The 25,004-nt window shown below is 71.9% G+C and carries 14 protein-coding genes and 1 pseudogene; 8 read left to right on the plus strand and 7 right to left on the minus strand.

From position 1 onward, the window contains the following. Nucleotides 1–190: 190 nt before the first annotated feature. From K8640_RS40730 to speB, 5 genes and pseudogenes are all read left to right on the plus strand, one after another. Complete coding sequence (locus K8640_RS40730) at nucleotides 191–3,022, plus strand: serine/threonine protein kinase (protein WP_223751998.1); 2,832 nt, start codon at nucleotides 191–193, stop codon at nucleotides 3,020–3,022. A 13-nt stretch (nucleotides 3,023–3,035) separates the two neighbouring features. Next, on the plus strand, nucleotides 3,036–4,058 hold the full coding sequence (locus K8640_RS40735) for a hypothetical protein (RefSeq protein WP_223751999.1): 1,023 nt from the start codon (nucleotides 3,036–3,038) through the stop codon (nucleotides 4,056–4,058). 141 nt (nucleotides 4,059–4,199) lie between these two features. Continuing rightward, nucleotides 4,200–5,000 (plus strand): annotated as a pseudogene (locus K8640_RS43380) (DUF4215 domain-containing protein); the annotation flags it as partial. A 45-nt stretch (nucleotides 5,001–5,045) separates the two neighbouring features. Beyond that, nucleotides 5,046–5,570 carry a hypothetical protein gene (locus tag K8640_RS40745; protein ID WP_223752029.1) on the plus strand — a complete coding sequence of 175 codons (525 nt, stop codon included), beginning with the start codon at nucleotides 5,046–5,048 and terminating at the stop codon, nucleotides 5,568–5,570. A gap of 43 nt (nucleotides 5,571–5,613) precedes the next feature. Beyond that, on the plus strand, nucleotides 5,614–6,651 hold the full coding sequence (gene speB / locus K8640_RS40750) for an agmatinase (RefSeq protein ID WP_223752000.1): 1,038 nt from the start codon (nucleotides 5,614–5,616) through the stop codon (nucleotides 6,649–6,651). Nucleotides 6,652–6,654: 3 nt separating this feature from the next. Here speB and K8640_RS40755 read toward each other — a convergent pair whose 3' ends face one another. Further along, on the minus strand, nucleotides 6,655–7,269 hold the full coding sequence (locus tag K8640_RS40755; RefSeq protein ID WP_223752001.1) for a response regulator: 615 nt from the start codon (nucleotides 7,267–7,269) through the stop codon (nucleotides 6,655–6,657). 243 nt (nucleotides 7,270–7,512) lie between these two features. Here K8640_RS40755 and K8640_RS40760 point away from each other — a divergent pair, with 243 nt between their 5' ends. Together K8640_RS40760 and K8640_RS40765 are read left to right on the plus strand one after the other, a co-directional pair. Next, on the plus strand, nucleotides 7,513–8,865 hold the full coding sequence (locus K8640_RS40760; RefSeq protein WP_223752002.1) for a trypsin-like peptidase domain-containing protein: 1,353 nt from the start codon (nucleotides 7,513–7,515) through the stop codon (nucleotides 8,863–8,865). Between the two features lie 78 nt (nucleotides 8,866–8,943). After that, entirely contained in the window at nucleotides 8,944–11,052 is a 2,109-nt protein-coding gene (locus tag K8640_RS40765) for a protein kinase domain-containing protein (RefSeq protein WP_223752003.1), read from the plus strand. Nucleotides 11,053–11,139: 87 nt separating this feature from the next. On the opposite strand, the gene K8640_RS40770 is transcribed toward K8640_RS40765, so the two are convergent. The 3 genes from K8640_RS40770 to K8640_RS40780 all read right to left on the minus strand — a co-directional run bounded on the left by K8640_RS40770 (nucleotide 11,140) and on the right by K8640_RS40780 (nucleotide 14,999). Beyond that, entirely contained in the window at nucleotides 11,140–13,032 is a 1,893-nt protein-coding gene (locus K8640_RS40770; protein WP_223752004.1) for a hybrid sensor histidine kinase/response regulator, read from the minus strand. 113 nt (nucleotides 13,033–13,145) lie between these two features. Beyond that, nucleotides 13,146–14,558: a general secretion pathway protein GspE gene (locus K8640_RS40775; protein ID WP_223752005.1), complete on the minus strand. Its 1,413-nt coding sequence runs from the start codon at nucleotides 14,556–14,558 to the stop codon at nucleotides 13,146–13,148. Nucleotides 14,559–14,612: 54 nt separating this feature from the next. Continuing rightward, nucleotides 14,613–14,999 (minus strand): VOC family protein, encoded by a 387-nt coding sequence (locus K8640_RS40780; protein WP_141323825.1) that lies wholly within the window; start codon nucleotides 14,997–14,999, stop codon nucleotides 14,613–14,615. Nucleotides 15,000–15,012: 13 nt separating this feature from the next. Here K8640_RS40780 and K8640_RS40785 point away from each other — a divergent pair, with 13 nt between their 5' ends. Continuing rightward, nucleotides 15,013–16,416 carry a response regulator gene (locus K8640_RS40785; RefSeq protein WP_223752025.1) on the plus strand — a complete coding sequence of 468 codons (1,404 nt, stop codon included), beginning with the start codon at nucleotides 15,013–15,015 and terminating at the stop codon, nucleotides 16,414–16,416. Nucleotides 16,417–16,425: 9 nt separating this feature from the next. Here K8640_RS40785 and K8640_RS40790 read toward each other — a convergent pair whose 3' ends face one another. From K8640_RS40790 to K8640_RS40800, 3 genes are all read right to left on the minus strand, one after another. Beyond that, entirely contained in the window at nucleotides 16,426–19,488 is a 3,063-nt protein-coding gene (locus K8640_RS40790) for a hypothetical protein (protein WP_223752006.1), read from the minus strand. A 9-nt stretch (nucleotides 19,489–19,497) separates the two neighbouring features. After that, the gene (locus tag K8640_RS40795; RefSeq protein WP_223752026.1) at nucleotides 19,498–23,037 is read right to left on the minus strand and encodes a flagellar motor protein; all 3,540 of its coding nucleotides are present in this window, start codon (nucleotides 23,035–23,037) and stop codon (nucleotides 19,498–19,500) included. Nucleotides 23,038–23,105: 68 nt separating this feature from the next. Then, nucleotides 23,106–25,004: a hypothetical protein gene (locus K8640_RS40800; protein WP_223752007.1), complete on the minus strand. Its 1,899-nt coding sequence runs from the start codon at nucleotides 25,002–25,004 to the stop codon at nucleotides 23,106–23,108.

Raw genomic sequence — 25,004 nt, forward strand, 5'->3', positions numbered from 1 at the left:
CCCGAGTCCCCCCCACGCTCTCGCCCAGGCTGGCGTCAGTCACCCCCGCGACCAGGGACGGGCCCGAGGCCCCATCCCTGGCGCGCCAGCGCTCATTTCCGCGTCCCCGATGAACGGCCCGCACCCTTCGCGGTGGCGCGGGCCGCGCGTGCTTTCCAGAGGTGTCCCCTCGCCTCGTCGAGTGCAGACCATGAAGCCAGAACCCTCGCTGTCCGCCCGCAGTGCGCCCCACCCCAGCGCTCCGCTTCCGATGGGTCTTGGAGCCTTCGGCCCCGGAGCCCGCATCCAGCATTACGAGCTCATCCGGCAGCTCGGCAGCGGAGGCATGGGCACCGTCTTCCTGGCGCGGGACACGCGCCTGGGCCGCCGGGTGGCCATCAAGCTGCTGCACTCGAAGGACGCGCAGTTCAGCCAGCGCTTCATCCTGGAGGCCCGCACCACGGCGCGGTGCAGCCACGAGAACATCGTCATCATCTACGAGGTGGGCGAGGCCCATGGCAGCCCATACATGGTGCTGGAGTACCTGCAGGGGCAGCCGATGGACCGGCTGCTCAAGAGCAGTCCGCGCCTGCCGCCGTCGCGCGCCGTGGAGCTGATGTCCCCGGTGCTGCGGGCGCTGTCGTGCGCGCACGCGCACAAAATCGTCCACCGCGACTTGAAGCCGGAGAACATCATCGTGACGGACGCGGGCACCATCAAGGTGCTCGACTTCGGCATCGCGAAGGTGCTGCAGGGGGACGAGCACGGCGCGGAGACGGACCCGCGCGTCCTGCTGGAGGGCCTGCGGCTGCTCCCCCCGCCGGGCCGGATGGACCAGTCGGTCCACCTGACGCGCCAGGGAGCGCTCTTGGGGACGCTGGCGTACATGTCCCCGGAGCAGTGGGGCAACGGCGTGGGCGTGGACCACCGCACGGACATCTGGGCGGTGGGCATCATGTTGTTCCGGATGCTCTCGGGCAGACATCCGCTGGAGCCGCTGCGGGGTCCGCAGTTGATGGTGACGGCGATGATGGACGAGCCGATGCCGCAGCTGCGCGCGGTGCTGCCGGACATCCCGGGGGAGCTGGCCTCGGTGGTGGACCGCTGCCTGCTCAAGCCCAAGGAGCAGCGCTTCCCGGATGCGCTCGCGGTGCTGCGCGCGCTGGAGCCGTTCCTGCCCGGCCGGTTCATCCCCGACGTCGGCGTGGACGAGAGCCCCTATGCGGGGCTCGGCTCGTTCCAGGAGGAGGACTCGCCGCGGTTCTTCGGGCGGGCGCGGGAGACGGCGGCGCTGGTCAACCGGCTGCAGGACCGGCCGCTGCTCGCCGTCGTCGGGCCCTCGGGCGCGGGCAAGTCGTCCTTCGTGCGCGCCGGACTGGTGCCGGTGCTCAAGCGCTCGGGCATCCCCTGGGAGTCGCTCATCATCCGCCCGGGGAGGGACCCGCTGGCCGCGCTGGCCAGCATGGTGGCGCCGCTGGTCACGTCGTCCCCCACGCTGGAGGAGGACCTGCGCAAGCAGCAGCAGATCTCCGCCCATCTGCGCCGGGAGCCCGGCTACGTGGGCGCCGTGCTGCGGGCCCGCGCGCGGCGGGAGCGCCGGCGCATCGTGCTCTTCATCGACCAGTTCGAGGAGCTGTACACGCTGGTGCCGGACGCGGCCGAGCGCCGCGCCTTCACCGCCTGCCTGTCGGGCATCGCGGACGACGCGACGTCGCCCATCCGGGTGGTGCTCTCCTTGCGCTCGGACTTCCTGGACCGGGTGTCGGAGGACGAGCGGTTCATGGCGGAGCTGTCGCCGGGGCTGTTCTTCCTCACGGCGCCGCAGCAGGACGGGCTGAGGGATGCGCTCGTGCAGCCCGCGGAGCTGGCGGGTTATCGGTTCGAGTCCCCGGAGATGGTGGACCAGATGCTCCAGCACCTGGAGACGACGCCGGGCGCGCTGCCGCTGCTCCAGTTCGCGGCCACGCGGCTGTGGGAGGCGAGAGACCCGGGCCGGCGGCTGCTGACGGAGGGCGCGTACCAGCGGATGGGGGGAATCTCGGGCGCGCTGGCGACGCATGCGGACAGCGTGCTGGCGGGGTTGTCGTCCCAGGAGCGGGCGCTGGCGCGCGCGGTGTGCCTGAGGCTGGTCACCGCGGAGCGCACGCGGGCGATCGTGTCGATGGAGGAGCTGCGGGAGCTGACGCGGGACACCGACGCGCTCCAGCGGCTCATCGATGGGTGGGTGCAGGCGCGGCTGCTGGTCATCCAGACGGGCGGGAGCTCGGGCTCGTCGGTGGAGCTGGTGCACGAGTCGCTCATCGGGAGCTGGCCCACGCTGAAGCGGTGGTTGGACGAGGGGCAGGAGGATGCGGCGTTCCTGGAGCAGTTGCGCGCGGCGGCGCGGCAGTGGCAGGCGAAGGGGCGGGACGGCGGGTTGTTGTGGCGGGGGGAGATGGCGGACGAGGCGCGGCGCTTCCAGCGTCGTTACCGGGGGGAGCTGCCGCAGTCGCAGCGGGCGTTCCTGGACGCGGTGGGGGCGCAGGCGAAGCGGCTGGCGCGGGTGAAGCGGGCGTTCATCGTGGGGGCGGTGGCGCTGGTGTCGATGCTGTTCGCGGCGGCGGCGGTGGCGCTGGTGTTCATCCGGGAGGCGCAGCAGGAGGCCGAGCACCAGGCCATCATCGCGCTGCGCGCGGAGGCGACGGCGCGCAACGCGGAGTTCCTGGCGAAGCGCTCGGAGGCGGAGGCGCAGGAGCGGCTCGCGGAGGTGCGCGCCAAGGAGGAGGACCGACGGGCGGCGCAGTCTCGCGCGGAGGAGGCCAATGAGCGGGTCGAGGCGACCAACCAGACGCTGGTGCTGCGCAACGCCGAGCTCGTCACCGCGCTGAAGCGGGCGAAGTGGGCGCGCTTCCATGCGAACGTGGCGATGCGGCGGGCCGAGCAGAGCGCGTTGAGTGCGCGGCAGGCGCGCGCCGAGGCGGAGCGGCTGTTGCAGCGCGAGCAGGAGCGGACGCTGCGGATCCAGTCGACGCTCGGAAGTCCTTTCATCGAAACGTTGAAGTGACGTGAGGCACGCCATGTCGGTGATGCGAAGCTGGGGCTCGCGTGGGCGCGGGCTGGCCGTGGTGGTGGTGTCGTTGTGGGGGATGCTGGCGCAGGCGCAGCGGCTGGATTCGCCGCTGGAGGTCGGCGGGAATCGCCCGTGGGCGCAGGGGGTGCCTCGGGACGAGCAGCAGGCGGCACAGGCGCTCTTCCTGGAGGGGAACGAGCGGCTGCGGGAGTCGGTCTTCGTGGAGGCCAGCCGGAGCTATCGGCGGGCGCTGCGGCACTGGAACCATCCGGCGATTCATTACAACCTGGCGCTGGCGTTGATGAACCTGGACCAGCCCATCGAGGTGCACAAGCACCTGGAATCGGCGCTGAGTCATGGGGCGGACCCGCTGGATTCGAACCGGTACGAGCATGCGCGCTCGTACAAGGCGTTGCTCGAGAAGCAGTTGGCGTGGGTGGACGTCCGGTGTGACGAGCGGGGGGCCATCGTCACGCTGAATGGACAGCCGCTGTTCACGGGGCCGGGGAGATACCAGGGGCTCATCCGGCCCGGGATGCACAGCGTGATTGCCTTCAAGGACGGATATCTGCCGACGGAGAAGCGTCAGGCCTTGATGCCCGGGGAGCGGACGAAGCTCGCGCTGGATTTGTATACGGAGGAGGAGGTCATCCGGTACCGACGACGGTGGTCCGCGTGGGTGCCGTGGACCGTGCTGGGCGCGGGACTGGCGGCGGCGGGCGGAGGTGGCTGGATGCACTGGATGGCGAATGAGTCCTTCGGGAAGTTCGATGCACGCATCGAGCGTCCCCAGGGAAGCACGCTCACGCCCGAGTTGAAGAGCCTTCACAAGAAGGGCGCGAGCTTCAGGGCGGCTGCCTACAGCGGCTATGCACTGGGAGGAGCCACCGCCATCACGGGAACCGTGCTGCTCTACCTGAACCGGCAGCGGTCCTATCGGCTGACGGCGGAGGACCTCGCGCCCCCCGTGGTCATCGTCCCCGTCGTCGAATCCGAATCACAGAGCGTCGTGGCAACCATTCGCTTCTGAAGGAGGCGCTTCGTGTTCCCCAATGCTTCCCCGAGCTCAATCCCAAGCATCGTCGTGACATGCCTCGCAGTCCTCACGACCGCCGCATGCATCGAGTCCAAGAGCGTGACCTGCAAGAACGGGCTCGTATGTCCTGCTGGGATGGTCTGCGCCGCCGAGGAAGACCGCTGCATCCAGGGTCTCTGTGGCGATGCGACCACCCAGAAAGACGAAGGAGAACAATGCGACGACGGCAACTCCGTGGCTGGAGATGGATGCAGCCCCGACTGCATGTTCGAACGCTGTGGAAACGGGCTGATGGACCTGCATGAAGAATGTGATTACAACGCCGACGGCGGCGTCGGATGCAATCAATACTGCGCGCAGAGGCGCTGCGGCGATGGAGTCCTCGACCCCGGAGAGGCTTGCGACGATGGCAACGAAGCCTCGAGTGATGGGTGCAATGCGACCTGTACCTCCACCGAAAGCTGCGGGAACCGATTCCTCGACCCTGGCGAACTCTGTGATGACGGGAACAGGGCAAACGGAGACAAGTGCAGCAGTGACTGCAAGTCCATGGAGGCGTGCGGGAACGGGATTCGAGACATCGGCGAGGAATGTGACGACGGAAACGAGTCCAACAGCGATGACTGCCTCACCACGTGCGTGAGCGCCCGCTGCGGTGACGGCTTCACCAACAGCCAGGGAGCTGACCACGAAGCCTGTGATGACGGTCCCCTTCTCGACGGTCCCTGTCGCTCCGATTGCCGCTCGCTCAAGAAGTGTGGAAATGCCCTGGTGGACCCAGGCGAGGAATGCGACGACGGCAATGACATCGACACCGATGCGTGCCCTCGCACCTGCAAGAACGCAACGTGCGGAGACGGCTTCGTCCTCGACACGAATGAACTTCGCGAGGAATGCGATGACGGCAATACAAGCGCATGTGGCTCATGCAGTGCGACCTGCACCCATCAGCAGGAGCCTGCCCACGCCCGAGGCGTCATCATGCTCGACCTGGTGGACGGGGGCGTCCGGGATGGCGAAATCCTCATCGTCAGCGACGGTGTCGGCCGCTGCATCTTCGAGTTCGACACCGATGGCGAGGTCCTCGACACGCATGCCCAGGTGAGACCCTCTGCCCCGGGCAGCGGGATGGACGTGGCCGACCACCTCTTCTCCGCGCTCGGTGACGCTACGACCCACGAGACCAAGCAGGGCTGCGACACTCCGGACGCAGGCAGCTTCGCGCCTCCGCCTGCCCTCCGACTGAACGTCCGCCGACCCGATGGAGGGACACGTCTGGAGTTGGAGCATCGTCATCCAGGGCCCCAGGGCAATCAGCCCATCATCGAGTCGGTGGTGAACCCCGGCTTCACCGTGACGTCCCTGGGCGGAGGAACTGGCATGGACTGCCCGGCCGGCACGGGGTGCACCGATGACCGCGACTGTGACCCGGTCGATGGCCGCCATGAGTGCCTGAAGGACGACGACCAACCCGTCGGCCGGTGTGGCGTCCGACGCAGTCCGTAACGGACAGTTGCGCCCCGTCCCGGGGTCCGTATCCTCCGCCGCCATGGCCACCCACTTCGACCCCAGCGCAGCGGCGCAGCCGGGCTCCGGCGTCTTCGGACTCCCCCACTCTCCCGACGAGGCGCACGTCGTCCTCATCCCCGTGCCCTTCGAGGCCACCACCAGCTACGGCGGCGGCACCTCCGAGGGCCCCGCCGCCGTCCTCGACGCCAGCCGCCAGGTGGACCTCTTCGACGTGGAGACCGGCCGCCCCTACGAGCGCGGCATCGCCATGCTCCCCGAGCCCCAGCAGCTGCGCGACTGGAACACCCGCGCCAAGGAGCGCGCCCAGGTCGTCATCGAGGCCGGCGGCATCCACTCCGGTGAAGCCGAGCTCCTCGCCGCCGCCAAGGACGTCAACGCCCTCTGCGACCAGATGAACGAGTGGGTCTACCGCACCACCCAGCACTGGCTCGACCAGGGCAAGCGCGTCGCCGCCGTCGGCGGAGACCACTCCATCTCCTACGGCATCATCCGCGCCCACGCCGAGAAGTACCCCGGCCTCGGGGTGCTCCACCTGGACGCCCACGCCGATCTGCGCGTCGCCTACGAGGGCTTCACCTGGTCCCACGCCTCCATCATGTACAACGTCGCCGAGCGCATCCCCGGCGTGAAGACGCTCGTCCAGGTCGGCCTGCGCGACATGAGCCAGGAGGAGCACCGCTACATCGAGGACTCCAACGGCCGCGTCCACGGCTTCTTCGACGCCGCCCTCCAGAACAAGCGCTTCGACGGCGTGCCCTGGAACCGCCAGGTCGATGAGATGGTCGCCCTACTCCCCCAGCAGGTCTACCTGTCCTTCGACATCGACGGCCTGGACCCCGTCCTCTGCCCCCACACCGGCACCCCCGTCCCCGGCGGCCTGTCCTTCCCGGAGGCCGTGGCCCTCATCGCCGGCGTCGTCCGCTCCGGGCGCACCATCGTCGGCTTCGACCTGACCGAGGTGGCCCCCGACCCCGAGGGCAGCGAGTGGGACGGCAACGTCGGCGCCCGCCTGCTCTACAAGATGATTGGCTGGATGCTGAAGTCCCAGAAGGCCTGAGCGTCAGCTCACCCCGCCCTTCGGCAATCGCACGCCGAAGGGCACGCTCCGCACCACCGAGGGCTCCACACCCTGCTGGCGCGCCAGCTCCGTCGCCACCGAGGCCATCGACTCGAGCTGCGCGTGCAGCACCTCCAGCGCCGCGGCGTCCACCGACGCCCCCGCCTCCAGCCGCCGCAGCTGCCGCCGCGCCTCATCCAGCGGCCCCTGCAGCGCCCGGGCCGCCCACGCCCCCAATGGCAGCCCCCCGCCCACCGCCGCCCCCTTCGGCGCGTCCACCAGCGACTTGTGGATGAGCGCCTCGAAGTCGGTGATTTCGAACGGCTTGTGGAGGAACGCGTCCGCCTCCGGCGCCCCCTGCGGCAACACCGCGCTCAGCAGGATGACGGGCACACCGTGCAGGTCCGGGTCGCGCTTGAGCCGGCGGCAGAGCTCCACCCCGCTCAGGCGCGGCATCATGTGGTCCGTCACCACCAGATGTGGGCGACGCGTCCGGGCCAGGGCCAGGGCCTCCTCGCCATCGCGAGCCTTCACCACATCGTGACCCAGGTCCTCGACCACCTGACTGAGGACCTCCAGCACCGCGGGCTCATCATCCGCGACCAGGACCAGACTCATGCTTCCGCTCCTCCGCACCAGCGTGGCCCCCAAGCCACGCCGCCAGGACTCGGCCTGCCCCTTGGATGAAGCGAGAATCCTCGGGGAACGGCCACCACCCGGAGATGCAATCGTTCACGGACGTGCGGAGTGGTTTATGAAAGGCGCAGCACCGCCTCCAGCGAATCGTGGGAATGACGCCGGCTTCCCGACAGTCCACCTGTCCTTCGCCGGACAATCCGCTGGAGGCCCACGGAGGGTGACATGAAGGGTGGAGTCATGAGGTGGGCAACCCTGCTGGCGGCGCTCATCGCCACGGGGAGCGCGAGCGCGGACCTGGCCCGGCGGCGTGACGCCGTCGTGGAGGTCGTCCAGAAGGTCTCGCCGGCCGTCGTCTACATCGGCACCGAGCAGGAGGTGGAGGCGCGCTTCCGCCGCCGCTCCCCGCTGGAGGAGTTCTTCGGCGGCTTCGGGGGTGAGCGCGGCGAGCGCGGGCGACAGAAGATCCAGGGCCTGGGCAGCGGCGTCATCATCGACCCGACGGGCATCATCGTCACCAACGACCACGTCATCCGGGGCGCGTCCACCATCCACGTGGTGCTCGCGGATGGGCGCTCGCTCGACGCGGAGGTCATCGGCAGCGACGCCAACAACGACCTGGCCGTGCTCAAGGTGACGACGAAGGAACCGCTGCCCATCGCGAAGCTGGGCATCAGCTCCGACCTCATGATTGGCGAGACGGTGGTCGCCATCGGCAGCCCGTTCGGCCTGAGCAAGACGGTGACGGCGGGCGTGGTGTCCGCGACGGGGCGCACCTTCCGCGCCGACAACCGCGTGTACAACGACTTCGTCCAGACGGACGCGGCCATCAACCCCGGCAACTCGGGCGGACCGCTGCTCAACGTGGACGGCGAAATCATCGGCATCAACACCGCCATCTTCGGCGGCGGAGCGCAGGGCATCGGCTTCGCCATCCCCGCCGACAAGGTCCGCCGCATCGTCGATGAGCTCACCCGCTTCGGGAAGCTGCGCCCGGCGTGGGTGGGAATGGATGCGGTGGACCTGACGCCGCGCGCGGCCCGACAGCTCGGGTGGGACCGCTCCTACGGCGCGCTGGTGACGGCCGTGGAGGACGGCAGCCCCGCGGCCCAGGCCGGTGTGCGGCGCGGGGACATCGTCGCGGAGCTGGGCGGCTCGCGCATCCAGGACGCCGAGGACTTCGACACCCGCGTGCGCGGCTACCCCGCCCGCTCCGCCTTCGCGCTGGTGCTGTTTCGTGAAGGCGCCTCGCGCACCGTCCAGGTCACCCCCTCCGAGTTCCCCGCGCGCATGGTGGAGGCGCTCGCCTGGGACAGGCTGGGACTGCGGGTGAAGGAGAACCGGGGCGTGCTGACGTTGTCGGGCGTCAGAGGGGGTTCGGCGGCCGCGGAGGTGGGGCTGGAGCCCGGGGACACCATCCTCCGGGTGAACAACCAGCCGGTGACGACGGCGGACGCCTTCAAGGAGGCCCTGCTCACCGCGCGTCGCGGACGTAGCGTCCTGTTGCTCGTGAGACGGGGCCGTTACGGCTATCACATCACCCTGCCCTTCGAGCAGGACACAGGGCAGAGCCTGTAGGGCTGCCCTCCGACCGAGCTGGGGTTCGGGTTCCTCGGATTTCGAAGGGCGCGCATCTCGCACTAGCATGCGTGCCCCATGAGCACCGTGCGCTACCTGTCCCTTGGACCCTTGCTCGCCGGGGCGGGCTCCCGAGCCTTCCTGGGGCTCGCCCTGGAAGATGGATTGCCTCCTCGTCCTGTCGTCCTCATCTGGGCGCCCCAGGAGGTGGTCCAGAGCCCCGAGCTGACGGCGAAGCTGACGCGAGAGACGAGCCGCGCGCTCGTCTTCGAGCACCCGAACATCCTCCGCGTCCACAGCCTCGCGGCCCAGGACGGGGGACTGGCCCGCGTCACCGAGTTCGCCGACGGCGAGCCCCTGCGTCGCGTGCTGGAGGCGAGCCCGCGCCTGCCTCCGCCCCTGGCCGCGCTGGTGGCGGCCGACGCGGCCACGGGCCTGCACTACGCGCACATGGCCGGCAACGACGACGGCACGCCGCTGGTGCACGGCGACGTGCGGCCGGAGACGCTGATGGTCTCCTTCAGCGGCCTGACGAAGGTGACGGGCTACGGCGCGCTGAGCGTGGCCCCGCGCGAGCGCGACGGAAAGCGCGTGAAGAACCGCCGCGCGTACAGCGCTCCCGAGCAGCTGCTCGGCGGACGCGAGGCGGTGAACGTCCAGTCGGACGTGTTCCTGTTGGGGCTCGTGCTGCACGAGTGCCTCTCCGGGAAGATGCCCTTCAAGGACAACGCGGACCCGGACAAGGCCACGCTCACGCGCACGCTGCCGACGATGTCGCAGGACGTGCCGCTGAAGCTGGACGCGGTGGTGCGCAAGGCGACGGCGAAGCGCGCGTATGACCGGTACGCCTCCGCGCACGCCTTCCGCGAGGCCATCGTCGAGGCCGTGGGCACGCTGCCCGCGCACACGCTGCTCGCCGACTACCTGGCCAAGCTCTTCCCGCCGGAGAACGAGGCCCGCGCGGCGCGGCGCCGGGTCATCGACGCGGGCATCGCGGACGTGCTGCAGAAGACGGGCGTGCCGCCCCCGGCCGTGGCGGAGTTCCTCGCCACCGGCGCCCTGCCCGCCGCCATCATCCCGAAGGTCTGGCCGGCGATGCAGGGCCAGCTGTCCATCCTGGCCGCCGTGTCGGGGGGAAGCAGCGACGTGCAGATCGCCGAGCCCTCCTCCGCGCAGGGGGCGAAGGAGCCCGCGAGCACGGCTGCGACGAGCGCGGCCCAGGCCGTGAGCACGGAGGGCCCGGCCTCGGCTCCCGCGAGCAGTGCTTCATCGACCGCCGTCGAATCGACGGGAAGCTCGCCCACGGTCAGCGCGGCCGCTGAAGTCACGGGCAGCACGGCCGTGGCCGCGAAGGCGGGCGAGCCCACGGACAGCACGGTCGTGGCCGCGAAGTCCCCCGAGCCCACGGCCGTGGTGACGAAGTCCTCCGAGGGCACGGGCAGCGCACCCGTCGTCGGCGCACCTTCGCGGCAGCCGGTGGCGACGAGCGCGCAGGGTTCGTCGACCCAGCCCGCGACCGCCACCGCGGCGGGCCCCGTGCCTCCTCCGACGAGCGCGGCGGCGCCGAGGAAGTCCTCGCGCGGCTGGCTCGCCATCGTGGGTGTCGGCTCCGCGCTGGCGCTCGCGGGCGCGGCGGTCATCGTCCAGCGGCTGCCCACGCAGGTGGAGGCCTCGCTGGAGGACGCCGGCCCCGCCACCGTGGCGCAGGCGGCAGGGGACGGCGACGCGGGGACGGATGCGGGAACGGACGCGGGAGCCCAGGCCATCGCGATGGGCTACCTGGACCTCACCGTCGACCCGCGCGTGGACGTGTCCTATCCGGGCGGCTTCCTCGGGCGCACGCCGCTGAGCGTGTCGCTTCCGGCGGGACGGCACGTGTTCACGCTGACCAACGCGGTGCTCGGCATCCAGCTGTCTCGCACGTTCACCATCCCCGCGAACGGGCGCAACGCGCAGCAGCTCTACCTGAACAAGGCCTTCCTCAACGTGCGCGCGCCGAAGGACGCCATCGTCACCCTCGATGGACGGCTCATCGGCGCCGCGCCGGTCGAGGAGCAGGACGTCTACGAGGGCACCCACCAGCTCCTCGTCATCGCGAACGGCGCGCGCTGGCAGAAGACCTTCAAGGTCGAGCCCGGCCAGCGCATCTCGTTCGACGTCGACTTCGAGGCGCCGCCCGAGGAGTGATTCACCCGAGGTCCCCACCGAAGCCGCGCGCCGACAGCGCGGGCGCGCGGCGCACCGGTGGGGGCATCGCGACGCAGGCCACGCCGCTCACGACCTGCCGAGACGCGGCTCCAGCCTCAGCAACTCCATGATGCGGTGGGCATCCACGGGGCGGGCCACGTAGTCGCTCGCGCCGGCGGCGAGGCACCGTCCCCGCTCCTCGTCGGTCAGCTGCGACGCGACGACGACGATGGGCAGCGCTCCGAAGCGCGCGTCCTTCCGCATCGTCCGCAGGACGTCGTAGCCCGCGTCCGTCATGGGCACGAGCAGCACCACCCCATCCACCTCGGGCGAGTCCCACAGGACGCGCAGGGCCTCCCCCATGCTCTCCGCGTGGAAGCTCTCCAGCCCTCGCGACTCGAGGACGCTGATGAGCGAGAACACCTCGCGGATGTTGTCGTCCACGACGAGGACCCGGTGCCGCGTGGGCCGCTCGAGCAAGGCCTCCTGACGCATCAGCGCCTCACGCGAGTCCACCGGCTCCCACCCAGCCACCTCCGACTCCGCATCCTCCCGGGAGCCCCCGGCGAAGTCGGTCGCCGACAACTCCATCGCCTCCAGATGAAGCGGCGAGCCGACGCCCGCCTCGACCACCGCGTCGCGCCCCCCGACCTCCGCGCCCACGTAGACGTCCGGCAGATAGAGCGTGAACGTGCTGCCGCGCCCCGACTCACTCGCGACCTGCAGCTCTCCGCCCAACAGGCGCGCCAGCTCCCGGCTGATGGACAGGCCCAGCCCCGTGCCGCCGTACTTGCGGCTCGTGTCCGCCTCCGCCTGCTGGAAGGCCTCGAAGATGCGCTGCAGCTTGTCCTGCGGGATGCCGATTCCCGTGTCCGCCACGCTGAACGCCAGCACCGCCTCGGCGCGGTTGAGCACGTCGCTCTCGAAGTGGAACAGCCCCTTCGCCACGGGCGCGACGCGAAGCTCCACCCGCCCCACGTCCGTGAACTTGAACGCGTTCGACAGCAGGTTCCTCAGCACCTGCCGCAGCCGCATCGAGTCGGTCCGCAGGGAGCGCGGCAGCCCACCCGACAACACCACGCCGAACCCCAACCGCTTCTGGTCCGCGACGTGCTCGAAGTCCCGCTCGACGAGCGACTTCACCTCCGCCAGCGAGACCTCCTCCGCGACGACCTCCAGCTTCCCCGCCTCCACCTTCGACAGGTCCAGCAGGTCGTTGATGAGGTCCAGCAGGTCCACGCCCGAGGCGTGAATGGTCCGGGCGTACTCCGCCTCGCGAGGCCCCAGCCGATGGTCCGAGTCCTCCGAGAGGACCTTCGCCAGGATGAGCAGGCTGTTGAGCGGCGTGCGCAGCTCGTGGCTGATGTTCGCCAGGAACTCGCTCTTGTGCCGTGACGCCACCGCGAGCTTCTCCGTGAAGCTCATGTTGTCCGTCAGGTCCTTCCACACGCCGGAGGCCCCCGTGTCCGTGCTCGCCCCCTCCACGCCCACCTGCCGGGCCACCCGGTTCACCTCCCGCGCGAAGTCCGTGAGCCGCTCCACCATCGTGTTGACGAGGGTCTTCAGCTCCAGCGACTCACCCCGGACATCCACCTCCAGCGTCTGCGTCAAATCGCCCCGCGCCACGGCGCCGCTGACGCGGATGAGGTCGCGCACCTGCACGGTGAAGCTGCTGGCGAGCACATTCACGCCGTCCACCAGCTGCCGCCACGCCCCCGACGCATCCGGCACGTCGACCAGGCTCCCCAGCCGACCCTCCACGCCCACCTCTCGGGAGACGCGGGTCACCTCGCGCGTGAGCAGGACGAAGCGCTCGGCCCCGGCGTTGAACGTCTCCGCGATGCGGTCCAGCAACGGATGCGTCCCCGACACGGGCACGCGCCGCGAGAAGTCACCCTGGTGGGCGGCCTCCATCGCGGCCAGGAGCGCGCGCAGCTGCGCCTGGTCGCTCCCCGTCTTGTGGTTGCCATCGTCTTCCAAGCCTTGCTCCCGAGACGCCGCACCCGTCATGCCGACGCGGCGCGCGCCCTCTCACGACGCCATCTCGCGGCCACCACGAACACGCGTCGCGGTCTCGCTCATCCCGAGCGACGCTACGCGCTCTTGCGACGACGCATCATCGCCTCGTACGAGCGGCCCACGCTCTGCGAGAGGATCATCAACTCGCCCACGTCCGGCGGCGTGAGCTGGTCCGGGCCGTTGTCCACGTAGAGCAGGTGCACGACCTTGCCCCGCACCAGCAGCGGGAGGATGACCGCCGTCGTCGGGAAGCCCCCGCCCAGCAGCTTGTAGAACACGGCCATCGCCGCGTCCCGGCGCACCGGGCCCACGTAGTGCGAGCGCGTGTCGCGCACCAGCCGGAACGTGCTCTGCTCCCGCAGCGCCACGCCGATGCGCCGCACCGCCGACTCGCGCACGCCGGAGCCCATCCCGTGCCAGCCCGTCACCAGGCTGCCCTGCACCGACAGCAGCAGGTTGCGCCGCCACTTGCCCATCGCGAAGCGCAGCACCGTGCGCGCCACGTCCTCGCGGTCCAGGCTGCGCGACAGCTCCGCCTGCGCCTCCGCGAAGGACAGCGGCGTCGGCGGCGGCGCGGGAGGGGGCGGCGTCGGCGGCGCCGCGGCCACGGGCGGCTGCGCCACCGGCGGCCTGGGAGACATCTGCGCCACCTGCATCGGAGGCTGCGCCACCGGCACGCCCACCTGAATCGGAGGCTGCGCTACCGGCACGCCCACCTGAATCGGAGGCTGCGCCACCGGCACGCCCACCTGCATCGGAGGCCGCGCCACGGGAGGCTGCACCATCTGCACGGGAGGCGGCGCCACGGGGCGCTGCGGCTGAGGCGGCGCCACGGGCATCGGCGGCGCCTCGAGCACCTCGACGCCGGTGATGACCTCCTCCTCGCCCACCTCGATGTCGACGTCGCCGTCCGCGCCGCCGCGCAGGGCCTGGGCGTAGAGGGACTGGAACTCCTCCTCGCTCATCAGGTCGGGCGGCTTCTCACGCGACTTCGCGAGCTCGACCTCCTCCCGCGAGCCGGGCTTGGGGCGCGGCCGCACCGCGTTCATGTCGATGGCCCGGAGGGGCCGGAACGCCTTGCTGTAGCGGCGCAGCAGCTGGTTCATCCGGAACTCGGGGATGACCACCGGCACCACGCGCTTGCCCGTCTTGAACGCAATCGCGTCCAGCGTCGTGAAGTCGTGCGGGTTGACGACCGCGACGCTCAGCCGCGTCGCGTCCACCCGCATGGGCAGCAGCTCCTTGTCGTCCGCCTGGTTGGGCGGCACCAGCTCCAGCGCCTTCGGGTCCGGCACCATCTCCCCGGAGGCGAACGCGGCGTTGTGCAGCGCGCCCAGCGTCTTCGCCAGGTCCTGCTCGGACAACAGGCCCAGCTCCACCAGGTTCGTCCCGAGCCGGCCGCCGTGCACCACCTGGGCCTCGAGCGCCTCCTCCAGTCCCTCGGCGGTGACGAGGCCTTCCTTCAGGAGCTGTTCACCCAGGCGCATGCCGGGCTTGTAGCCGTGCCCCATCCCCCTCCGCAAGCACGCCGCCGCCCTCGCCTAGTCCTCTGGATGATGACTGAGCGCGACGCGATTGCCCTCCGGGTCTCGCACGTACACCGTCCACTTCGTCTGGTGCTCCAGCGTCACGCCCGCCTGAGTAAGCTCGGACACCACACCCTCCCGCTCCGAGCGGGCGATGCGGAACGCCAGCAGGAGCAGGCCCGGGTGCTCGTGGCGGAAGGGGCGACCCTCGGGCTCGCCGCTCGACGCCTCGATGGCCAGGAAGCCGCCCCCGGGCACGCCCACCCAGATGCTCCTCAAGGTGCCGTCCGGCCTCGGATGCCGGGCGAGCTCGGGAAAGCCCAGCAAGTCCCTGTAGAACGCCGTCACCCGCTCGACGTCCCTCGCCTGGATTGCCACGTGGTGGAAGCCCTGAACGTTCATGGGGCCCGATGGTATGGTCCGCCCGCCCATGGCGCGACTGCTCATCGTCGAGGACAACCACGAGCTGGCCTCCCTCATCGTCTCCTCGGCCCAGGGCCGGGGCCATGACGCGCGCGCCGTGCACACGGGCGAGGCCGCCCTGGAGGCGCTCAGCCCGGGCACGCGCTGGGACGCGGCGCTGGTGGACCTGCTCTTGCCCGACATCCGGGGCAGCGAGGTGCTCGGCGCCCTGCGCGCCCATGGCATCCCCGCCATCGCGGTGAGCGGCGTCTACAAGGGGGACCGGTTCGCGCAGGAGGCCGTGCAGATTCACGGCGCCCGCGGCTTCTTCGAGAAGCCCTTCGAGCTCATCCAGGTCCTGGAGGCGCTGGAGAAGGCCGGCGGCTTCGAGCCCGTGCCGCGCGCCCCGCCCCCCGTGGACGAGGCGGCCGCGCAGGACGTGCTGCTCGACGACGCGGACCTCATCGTGCTGGAGGAGCTGATGCCCACCCCGGAGGACGCGGGGGAGGCGGGCTCGCCCATGCAGGCCATCCCCGACTCCGCGCCGCTGCCCGGCCTGGAGAGCGAGGAGCCCGCGCTCCCCCTACCCTTCGCCCACCGGGGCAAGGTGTGGTCCGGCGAGCAGGCGTCCCCCACGCCCGCGCCCGCGAAGGCCCGGCGCGCCCTGCCCGAGTGGTCGCTGGCGGGGGACCTCAAGGACACGTCCGTCGCGCGGCTGCTCAACGCCTATTACGAGTCGCGCCACCACGGCGAGCTGAAGCTGCGCCAGGGCTCCGTGCTCAAGGTCGTCTACTTCGAGTCCGGCCGCATCGTGTACGCCGCCTCCAACCTGGCCCATGAGCGCTTCGGCCGCTTCTGCGTGCGCCGGGGTGTGCTCGACGAGGCGAGGCTCGCGGAGGTCGCCACCGTCGCGAAGGAGCAGGGGCTGCGCACGGGCGAGGCGATGATTCGCCTGGGCCTGTTGGACGCGGGCCGGCGCAAGCAGCTGCTCGAGGAGCAGGTGCGCGAGCTGCTCTGGTCCACCTTCCCCTGGACGGAGGGCGCGTACGGCTTCAGCGCGATGCGCCCCCAGCGCGCCGACCTGGTGAAGCTGTCCGTCTTCCCCGGCGACTTGATTCTGGAGGGCGTGGAGAAGACGGAGACGCTGGTCGCGCTGCGCCAGCGCATGTCCGCCGGACGTCGCCTCTTCCCCACCGCCGACCCGCCGTACGGCCTGCATGAGCTGAAGCTGCAGGGTCCACAGGCCCTGCTGCTCGCGTACGCCGACGGGAGCAAGACGGTGGAGGATCTGCTCGCGCTGGTGGACGTGTCGGAGCGACAGGCCCTCGCCACGCTGCGGGGCCTGGAGCTGCTCGGGGTGCTGGAGGAGCGGCCGGAGACGCCCAGCCGCCGTCACCGCATCTCCTTCGGGCTCTGAGCCGCCCCGTCAGCCCTCGCGGCGACGGCGCAGCAGCCGAGCCACCGCGAGCAGGCCGAACAGCGCCGCGCCCGAGCCGCCCTGCGAGCAGCCACAGGACGACGGCGGCTCACGGTCCAGGGTCCCCGACACCGGGACGCCCTTGAGGAACACCTCGCCGCTGAAGCGCGACGAGCCCAACAGCCGGGGCCGGGCCACGTACGTCAGCGTGCGCTGCGCGTGGGCCGGGAGCGACACGCCCTCCACCGAGAAGCCGCCCTCCGTCGCCTGCTCCGCGAGCGACTGTCCCTCCACGCGCACGCTGCCGGGCACCACGTCCATGCCCTCGACGTGCTCGACGTAGCGCAGGCCTGTCACGTCACACGCGGTGGTGTTGCGCAGCGCCACCACCACGCCCACCAGGCCCGTCTCCTGTCCCGCGGCGGCCTCCGTCTCATGGCGCACGTCGACGAAGGGGTCCGCGACAATCGGCACCGAGTGCACCCGGTCCGCCTGACCGCCGCCGCTCGCGCTGGCGGTGACGCGCAGGCTGAGGGACTCGCCCACCAGGTCCTGCAGCCCCGTCTCCCGCGTGCTCAGCGTGACGCTCGGGCCCGACAGGGAGTCCTGCGTGAGGGCCGGGCCGGACTCGCGCGACCACGACAGGCTGACCTCGCTGCAGGCGTCGGCGGGAATCTCCTGGGTGAGCCGCGCCGTCGCGCCCTCGCCACATCGGGCCACCAGCGCCTCACCGTCCAGTTCCCCCAGCGCGACCGGGCGCGCCTGCGCCGTGAAGGTCTCTCTCGCGCGCCCCGCCTCGACGGGCGTGGGCCCGTCCGAGAACAGCTCGCCGCGCACCGTGAAGGGCGTCACCGAGCAGACCGCCGGGAGCGTGAAGCGCCACACCCCGGGCACGGGGACGACGTCCGAGGCGATGGGCTCGCCGGACGCGGACTCCAGGAACACGCGCGCCTTGAGCGCGTGGGCGCCCGGGCAGCGCAGCGACGTGCCCAGCCGCGCCTCCGCGTCCTGGCCACCCGACAGCTGCATCGACAGGTCCAGGCTCGCGGCGGAGACGTCCTCGGGGGCAGGCGCCGCCTCCACCTTCACCCACGCCTCCGGCCCCTCCAGCACCGTCCCGTCCTGCAGCGACAGGCGGTTGCGCACCGAGAACGTCAGCGAGGCGCTCGCGCAGCCCTCGGCCGACACCTGGAGCGCGCGCGCCGTCACGGGCGCGGACAGGTCGACGGCGGCGCCAGCGTCATCCCGCACCGTCAGCCCCGCAGGCACGGTGGTGCTCCCGTCCGCCAGCCGCCACACCGTCTGGACCCCGGGCAGCGCCTGCGCGCCGGCGCACGGATGCAGGAAGTCCGGACGCACCTCCACGCTCTCGCCCGAGGTGAACCGGCGGACCGCGTCCGGCGCGAAGGGCGCCGAAGGACGGCCCCAGGGCTGCACGTCCACGCTGAACGTCGTGGGCGGCGAAGGCGTCTGGCCCCGGTCCCTCGCGCGGACCTCGTACGTGTAGCGCGCGCCGGAGGCCGCGCACAAAAACTCCGGCGGCACGAAGGTGGCGCTGCCACCGTTGCCCTCGGTCACCAGGACGGGCTGTCCCGGAGGCGAGCTCCACACGTAGTCCACCGACTCGCACAAGCCCGCGCCGGGGGACGCGGTGAAGACGCGCGAGGGGCCTCCCGCGCTCGTCGAGGCCTGGGCGGGCTGCACGCGCGGCGTGGCGGGCCCCGCCGTGTTCTCGACACGCACGTTCACCGTGGTCTGCCGGTCATGCGTGCCCAGGCCGTCGGCGGCGAAGACGATGAGCTGCGTGGTGGTCGGCTCGCAGACCTCGGGCGCGGTGAGCGTCAGCGTCACCGCGTCCGGACGAGGCGTGGCGCTGACGTTCAGCGTCGACTGCGCCGCGTCCACGGAGACGCGCACCGCGTCGCCGTCGGGGTCCGTGGCGGTGATGTCCAGCGTCCGCGTGGTGCGCTCGTCGATGAGGACCGGGTCCGGGAAGGAGCCGAACACCGGCGCCGCGGCGTTGGAGTAGTAGATGACGTTCGGCTCGATGTTGCTCAGCGTGAGCACGCAGAAGGTCGGGTCCACGCAGGACACCTGGTTGAACGGGGCCGACACGGGCAGCGACGCGCCCGCGAAGGCGGGATGGATGCGCCACGTCGTGCCCGAGTCCGCCGCGCTCGCGGTGGGCACCGCGCCCAGGACCACCGGCTCCCCATTGCTGTCGACGCCCACCGCCAGACCGAAGCCCGTCCCCCGGGCGCTGCCCTGCTCGGTGGTGAGGTCCACGGACGTGATGCTCACCGGCCCCGAGCCATGCAGGGTGACGCGCTGGAACGTGTCGTTCGGTGGCACGCCCGACGTGAGCTGCCCCCGGAAGAGCCCGTCCTGGTTGCCCAGCAGCGCGACGGGATGGGGACCGCTCGTGGCGAAGAGGTCCAGCGTCAGGAACGGGAGCGTCGTCAGCGCGGTGGGCACGCTGAACTCCGCCAGGCGCTGGTCGCCGCGCACGTAGATGAGGTTGGGCGGCCCGACGACCTGGAGGAGCGCGTGCGGCACCGCGCCCGCCGTGTCCGTCACCCCCATCACCGAGGTCGCCCTGAACTGGCTCGTCTGCAGGATGCGCGTGTTCCAGGGAAGCACACCGGTGCCGGACGGCGTCGCGCCCAGCACCAGGATTTCGTTCGTGTCCACGGTGATGGCCGCGTAGCTGCTCCCCGACTGCGTCTGCATCACCCGGCGCACATCGAACACGGTGGAGGTGGGAATCTCGGGGATGAACTTGGAGTCGGGCAGGCAGCTGTCGTACGCGTAGAGGGTTCCATTCGCGTGCACGCCGGCGAAGCAGCCCGTGGACGTCAGCAAGGTGCCCACCGCGGGAGACAGGAAGCGGAAGGCCACCTGCTCCTCGTTCTCGAAGAGCTCGGCGCCCGTGGAGTGCGCCAGGGCCACACGCTCATGGCCCCAGGCCCGCACGTCCCGGGGCTCTCCCGGCACGCCGGGCCCCACCTTCCATTCCGCGGAGGCGACCGCGGACACTCCCACGCAGAGACAGATGAGGATGCCGGCGCGCACGCGAGACTCCTAGTAGGCGAGCTCCGCCCGCAGGTAGAGCCGGTCCTGATTCTCCGACGACTCGGTGGCCAGACCCAAGCCGCTGAAGCCCAGCAGTGTGTACCCCACGGCCATCCGGAGTCGCTCATCCATCCGATAGGCCACTTCCGCCCGCACCGCCGTCAGCCGCTCTCCGTCCAGGGAGGCCGTCCTGCGCGCCGCCTCCGCCGCCACCTCCACGGCCCCCACCACCCGGACCGCCGGACGCACCGTGCCGGTCCACACCCACCGCGACGAGCCCCGCAGCTCACTGCGCCCCGCGTGCAGCCCGGCCGCGACGGAGAACCGGTCGCCCAGGCGCACCGCGGGCATCAGCGAGAGGATCTGCAGCGCCCTGTCTCCGAACGCGGCCCGAGTCCCCGGCAACAGCTCTCGGGTGACACCGTAGCGCGCCACCACCAGCCACGGACCGGGCCTCCAGGCCAGCGCCGCGTAGCCCTCCAGCAGCCGGGCCTCCAGCGCGTCGTCGTTGACGGTGCGCGCGAAGTCCACACGGCCGGAGGCCGTCACGTCGCGCGGCAGCTCCGCCTCCGCCGCCAGCGCCACCACCGTCTGCAGCCGGTCCACGGCCTCGGTCGCGCCCCGCTCCGGCGTGCCCTTCTCGCGACGCAGCTCGAAGCGGCCCTCCAGTCGCAGCCGGCTCAGGAGCAGCTGGCCGAAGACGCCTCCCGCGTCGCGCCGCAGCGGCGGGTCCAGGTCCAGCAGGCTGCGCACGCCGCGCTCATAGCGCGCGCCCACGCTCAAGCCGTCGAGCACCGTCTTCTGGAAGCCCACCGCGCGAGACATGCGGAGGGTGGAGGCATCATGCAGGCCCACCTCCTCGACGAAGAGCGCCGTGCCGCTGTCGGGCAGCTCCGTGCGCGCGCCCGTGAGCGTCCGGCCCGCGCCGAAGTCCGGCCCGTCGACGTCCACCGAGTAGCCGCCGTAGTACACGTCCGCGCCACGACGCGACTCCACGTTGGCCCAGGCCCGGGGCCCCAGGTCCGGCCCCCAGCCGCCGCGCACGTCCACGCGCGTGTCGCGGCCCAGCGCCACGTCCACGCCCGCCGCGCTGAACGTGTCATCCACCCGACCGGGCCCCGCGCCATGCAGCGCCAGCATCTGCCGGTGCGACGCCTGGAGCCACAGTCCCTCGAGCAACCGGTAGCGGCCCGCGACGCCCACGGAGGTGCGGCCTCCCGTCAGCGCCTCGCCCTGCCCCACGACCTCGGCCGCCTTCAAGCGCGCGTCGCGCGCCTCCACGCTCACGCCCCAGTCGGCCTCCTCCCACCCCACGCTCGCGCCGACGGTGCTCGCGGAGAAGGGATGGTCGACGAAGGGCTCGCGCGGGTCCGCCGACTGACGTCCATCCGCGAGCAGCGACAGGCGCAGTCGGCCCAGGGGCTGACGCACCCGCAGCGCCAGTTGCTGGAAGCGCGCCGCGTCCAGGTGCGCGCCATCCGAGAAGCCCCGCGCGCGCCAGCGGTAGGACGCATCCACGGAGCCATCGCCGGAGAACCCCGGACCGCGCAGCCGCAGGCCCAGCGCCTCGCCGCCCGTCGCGACGGCGCCCGTCGGACGCAGATAGCTCAGCCCTCCGTCATCCGAGACGCCGAAGAGCCCCGCGTCCACCGCGGAGCCGCGACTGGAAGCCCCCTCCGCCTCCAGCGCGTAGCCACCGACACGCGCCGAGGCCCGGCCGGAGTAGAGCGTGTAGGGTCGGCCCTCGCCGCGCCCCTCCCGCACCGCGGCGAGCCCCACGCGGGCGCCCTTCCACTCGGCCCACAGCTCACCGCCGCCGGAGTCCTCGGTGTCCATGGAGCGCAGCGCCGCGTAGTCCGCGACGAGCACCGGCTCCGGCGCCTGCGTCACCATGTCCGTCCGGAAGAAGGTGTCGCTCGCGAGGAACGACAGCGGCCGGGACAGCAGGATGCGGCCCGCGAAGTAGTCGATGTCGTAGTCGCGACCTCGCACCAGGTGCCGCTCCGCCAACGGCAGGCCCGTGACACCGTCGCGCACCTCCACGCGCAGCAACTCCGAGCCCTCCGCCACCGACACTGCGCCCAGGTAGTAGAGGCTGCCGCCCGTGGCGCGGAGCTCCTCGTGCGCGGGGACCGCGGCGAGCCCTCGCGTCGGGTCGGTGAGGCTTCCACCGAACGCGTCCACGCCGGCCCGGAGCGCTCCGTCGCGCGCGTCGGCCGACGTCGCCAGCTCCGCGTAGGGACCGAAGAGCGGACGGTGATAGCGGCCCACCTCGCGGTCCTGCACCAGCGCGCGATAGGTGCCCAGGCCCGCGCGGCCATGCTCCGCGTGCCGGGCCTCGACGCGCAGGCGGGCCTCGGAGGCGTTCGGCGTCAGCGACACCGAGTCATCGCCCCACTCCGCCGGAGAGAAGTCCGGGTCCGCCACGCGCTCGAAGCGCTCGGGCACCCGGGGACGCAGCCAGTCCGGGAGCTCCTTGCCGCGCAGCGTGCGCGCGTCCGTGTCGCGCAGGTCCACCTCGCCCACCACGTCCACGGGCCCCAGGCGCAGCTCGGCGTGCGCGGAGCCTCGCCCTCGCAGCTGCCAGTCGCTGTCTCCCGGCGCGAACGACACCTCGACATCGAGCAGGGCCACCGCGAAGGGCCGCGCCTCCGCCTGGATGTCCAGCAGCAGCTCGCGCTCGCTCGCGCCCGGCGGGGCCAGTACCAGGGGCACGCGGTTGAGGCCCGGGGACAGCGTCACGGGGACCTCCACCCAGCCCTCCGGCCCCACGAACAGGGGCTCTCGCCCCACGCCGCGAACCAGCGTGCCCTCACGGGCCTCGACCTTCATTCGCGCGACGCCGGTGGCCGCGCGCTCGTCACGCGCCGCGGGGAGGCGCACCGAGCCCAGGAGCTCCAGGGGCCTGGGCACCACCAGCCAGCCCTCGGCGCGCTGCACGACGTCGATGCGCTGGCGATACAGGCGCACCGAGCCATCCGGCGCCGTCGCGGTGATGGCCAGCTCGTTGGCGCCCGCGATGAGCGGCACCCGCGCGCTCCAACCGCCGCGCGCATCCACCTCCGCCTCCGCGGCCCCCACACGCACGTGGTCCCCCACGGACGCCTGCCCCGCCACCCGGAACAGCACCGCGCCCTCGCCCGACGCGACGCTCGCCACCGGCGGCGCGCGCTCGAAGGACAGCCCCAGCGACGACGCCGACGCGGGCCTCGTGCGCACCGCGAAGTCCTGGAGGACGACGGCGCCCCAGGGCACCTCCACCGTGGCGGCCTCCGGCGTCACCTGACTCGTCGCGGGCAATGAGCGCGCATCCACCTTGAGCCGATGACGCCCCGGCCGCAGGTGCAGCCCTCGGGTGACCTCCGGCACGCGCGCGTCCACGCCGGTGAGGTGGAAGCGCCCGTGCGAATCGGTGAGCACCTCGCGTCCCGTCGCCAGCACCAGGCGCACCTGCGCGATGCCAGGCTCGTCCGCGCCACAGCGCCCGTCACCATCCGTGTCCTGGCACACGCGCCCGGCGATGGTCGACGCCAGCGACGGCACGTCCATCGACGCGCCCTGCGCCCCGGCAAGGCCCGCCCAGAACACCACCAGCAGGAGGCCCAGGCCCGAGCGTCTCACGGTCGTACCTCGGCCAGCGCCGTGACGCCGGTCTCCACGTCCGCCACGGAGACACTCACCGGCGTGGCCGCGCGAACCGTGAAGGACGTGCGGCCCTCGCGGACCTGCTCGGCTTCCCGCGCGCCCTTCGACAGCGAGACGTGCACCCGCCGCCCCTCGAGCGTGTGTCCCTTCGCGTCCTCCAGCCAGTACGTCACGCGCGTGCCCTCCACGCGGAGCCGCACGTTGACGGGGACCTCGGGCGCCACGCGCACCGTCTGCGTCAGCGGCTCGGGCACCAGCGGCGGATCCAACGGATACACCTGTCCGTCCTTCGTCAGGACATGGAGCGTGCGCACCAGCCCCGTCCAAACGCCGTGCGCCACCACGTGCGCGCCCGGCGCCAACACGCCCAGGGACACGGTGCCATCCGGGCCTGTCGTCAGCGGATGCCCGTCCACGCGCAGCGGCTGTGAGGGCACCGGCTGGTCCGCCAGGTCGGACACGCCCGCGAACAGCTCGCCGCCGCGAGACCACACCGCGATGCGCGCGGGCTCACTGCCCAACGGCCCCCAGGCCCGCGCACGCAGCGCCACCGACTCCTCGCCACCCGAGGCCGGCGGAGACCATGTGCTCAAGAACTGCCCCGGCGAGGTCTCCCGCGCCACGGAGAACTCCCCCTCGGGCGCCTCCAGCGCCAGCATCACCCCGGGACGCGGCCTGCCGAGCGCATCCCGCGCTCCCACCGTCACGTCCACGTGGGAGCCACGGTGCACGAGCGGGTCGGCCACGGACATCGTCAGCTCCGACGCGGGCCCCTGCGCGAGCTGGAGCGCGAGGCTCTCCTTCGAGCCCGCGCCACGCTGAGGCCACGCCGCCTCGATGCGCTCGTCATCCGCCAGCGTCCTGGGCGCGGTGTAGAGCCACTCCAGCATGCCGCCCGCCGCGCGCGTGCCATTCGACAGGGTTCCCCGCCGCGCCTGCGCCGTCACCTTCGCGTCCTCCACCGGCTTGCCCAAGGGGTCGCTCGTCGCGCACACCAGACGCGCTCGCGACACCCCATCCGCCGGCAGCCGCTGCGGCTGGAGCACACACGCCAGACCATCCGTGGGCGGCAGGTTCAGGTCGATGCTCTCCCGACGCACGTTGCCCGCCCGGTCCACCACGCTCCCCTTGCCGAAGCGATGTCCCGGCGGCACGACGATGGGCAGACGGAAGCGCCCGTCCGGCCCCGCCGTCACCGGGCCGAAGCTCTCACCCGCGATTTCGATGGAGATGCGCGCGTCCTTCTCCGTCGTGCCCGGCAGGTTCACCGACGCGGCCAGCGGCACCAGCACGCGCCCATAGGCACCGTGCACGGACTGCGGACTGGGCCACGCGGAGAACGCGACGAGGATGGCCACCTCCGGGTAGCGCGTGTCCGGCAGGATGTAGCGCGCGCGATACGTGCCCGGCTCCACCCGCTCCAGGTCCGCCACCCGTCCGGTGCTCACGCGCACCACGGGCGGCGCGCCGCTGTCATCGGCCGTGCCGTCCGGCCGCAGCAGCTTCACCGTGAGCCGAGCCTCCTTGTCGCGCCCCTTCACCGGCGCGGCGGGCTCCAGCGCCAGCTGCACCTCGGTGGCCGGCGGCCCCAACACGAAGCGCGCCTGCGCCTCCAGCCCATCCACCTTCGCGCGCACCACCACGTCCCGAGCCCCCGGCCGAGGCACGACGACGTACGTGCCCAGCGGCGGCCGTGCGTCACCTGGCCGAAGCTCCGCGCCCTCCACCGTCACCACCGGCTTGCCCACCCACGGCACGGGCGTACCCGAGGCATCCCTGCGCACCAGCGCCAGCGGGAAACCATCGGGAGTCACCGCCGATGACGGTCCAAGCAGCTCGAGCGTGTCGGCCCAGGCCGAGGCAGCGCACAC

This window comes from Myxococcus sp. XM-1-1-1 (assembly GCF_020037095.1).
GTDB lineage: Bacteria > Myxococcota > Myxococcia > Myxococcales > Myxococcaceae > Myxococcus > Myxococcus fulvus.

Coding starts and splice junctions, on each gene's coding strand:
- K8640_RS40730 (WP_223751998.1), top strand. CDS start 191: ATGAAGCCAGAACCCTCGCTGTCCGCCCGCAGTGCGCCCCACCCCAGC.
- K8640_RS40780 (WP_141323825.1), bottom strand. CDS start 14,999: ATGAACGTTCAGGGCTTCCACCACGTGGCAATCCAGGCGAGGGACGTC.
- K8640_RS40745 (WP_223752029.1), top strand. CDS start 5,046: ATGCTCGACCTGGTGGACGGGGGCGTCCGGGATGGCGAAATCCTCATC.
- K8640_RS40755 (WP_223752001.1), bottom strand. CDS start 7,269: ATGAGTCTGGTCCTGGTCGCGGATGATGAGCCCGCGGTGCTGGAGGTC.
- speB (WP_223752000.1), top strand. CDS start 5,614: ATGGCCACCCACTTCGACCCCAGCGCAGCGGCGCAGCCGGGCTCCGGC.
- K8640_RS40760 (WP_223752002.1), top strand. CDS start 7,513: ATGAAGGGTGGAGTCATGAGGTGGGCAACCCTGCTGGCGGCGCTCATC.
- K8640_RS40775 (WP_223752005.1), bottom strand. CDS start 14,558: ATGCGCCTGGGTGAACAGCTCCTGAAGGAAGGCCTCGTCACCGCCGAG.
- K8640_RS40795 (WP_223752026.1), bottom strand. CDS start 23,037: ATGGACGTGCCGTCGCTGGCGTCGACCATCGCCGGGCGCGTGTGCCAG.
- K8640_RS40765 (WP_223752003.1), top strand. CDS start 8,944: ATGAGCACCGTGCGCTACCTGTCCCTTGGACCCTTGCTCGCCGGGGCG.
- K8640_RS40785 (WP_223752025.1), top strand. CDS start 15,013: ATGGTCCGCCCGCCCATGGCGCGACTGCTCATCGTCGAGGACAACCAC.
- K8640_RS40735 (WP_223751999.1), top strand. CDS start 3,036: ATGTCGGTGATGCGAAGCTGGGGCTCGCGTGGGCGCGGGCTGGCCGTG.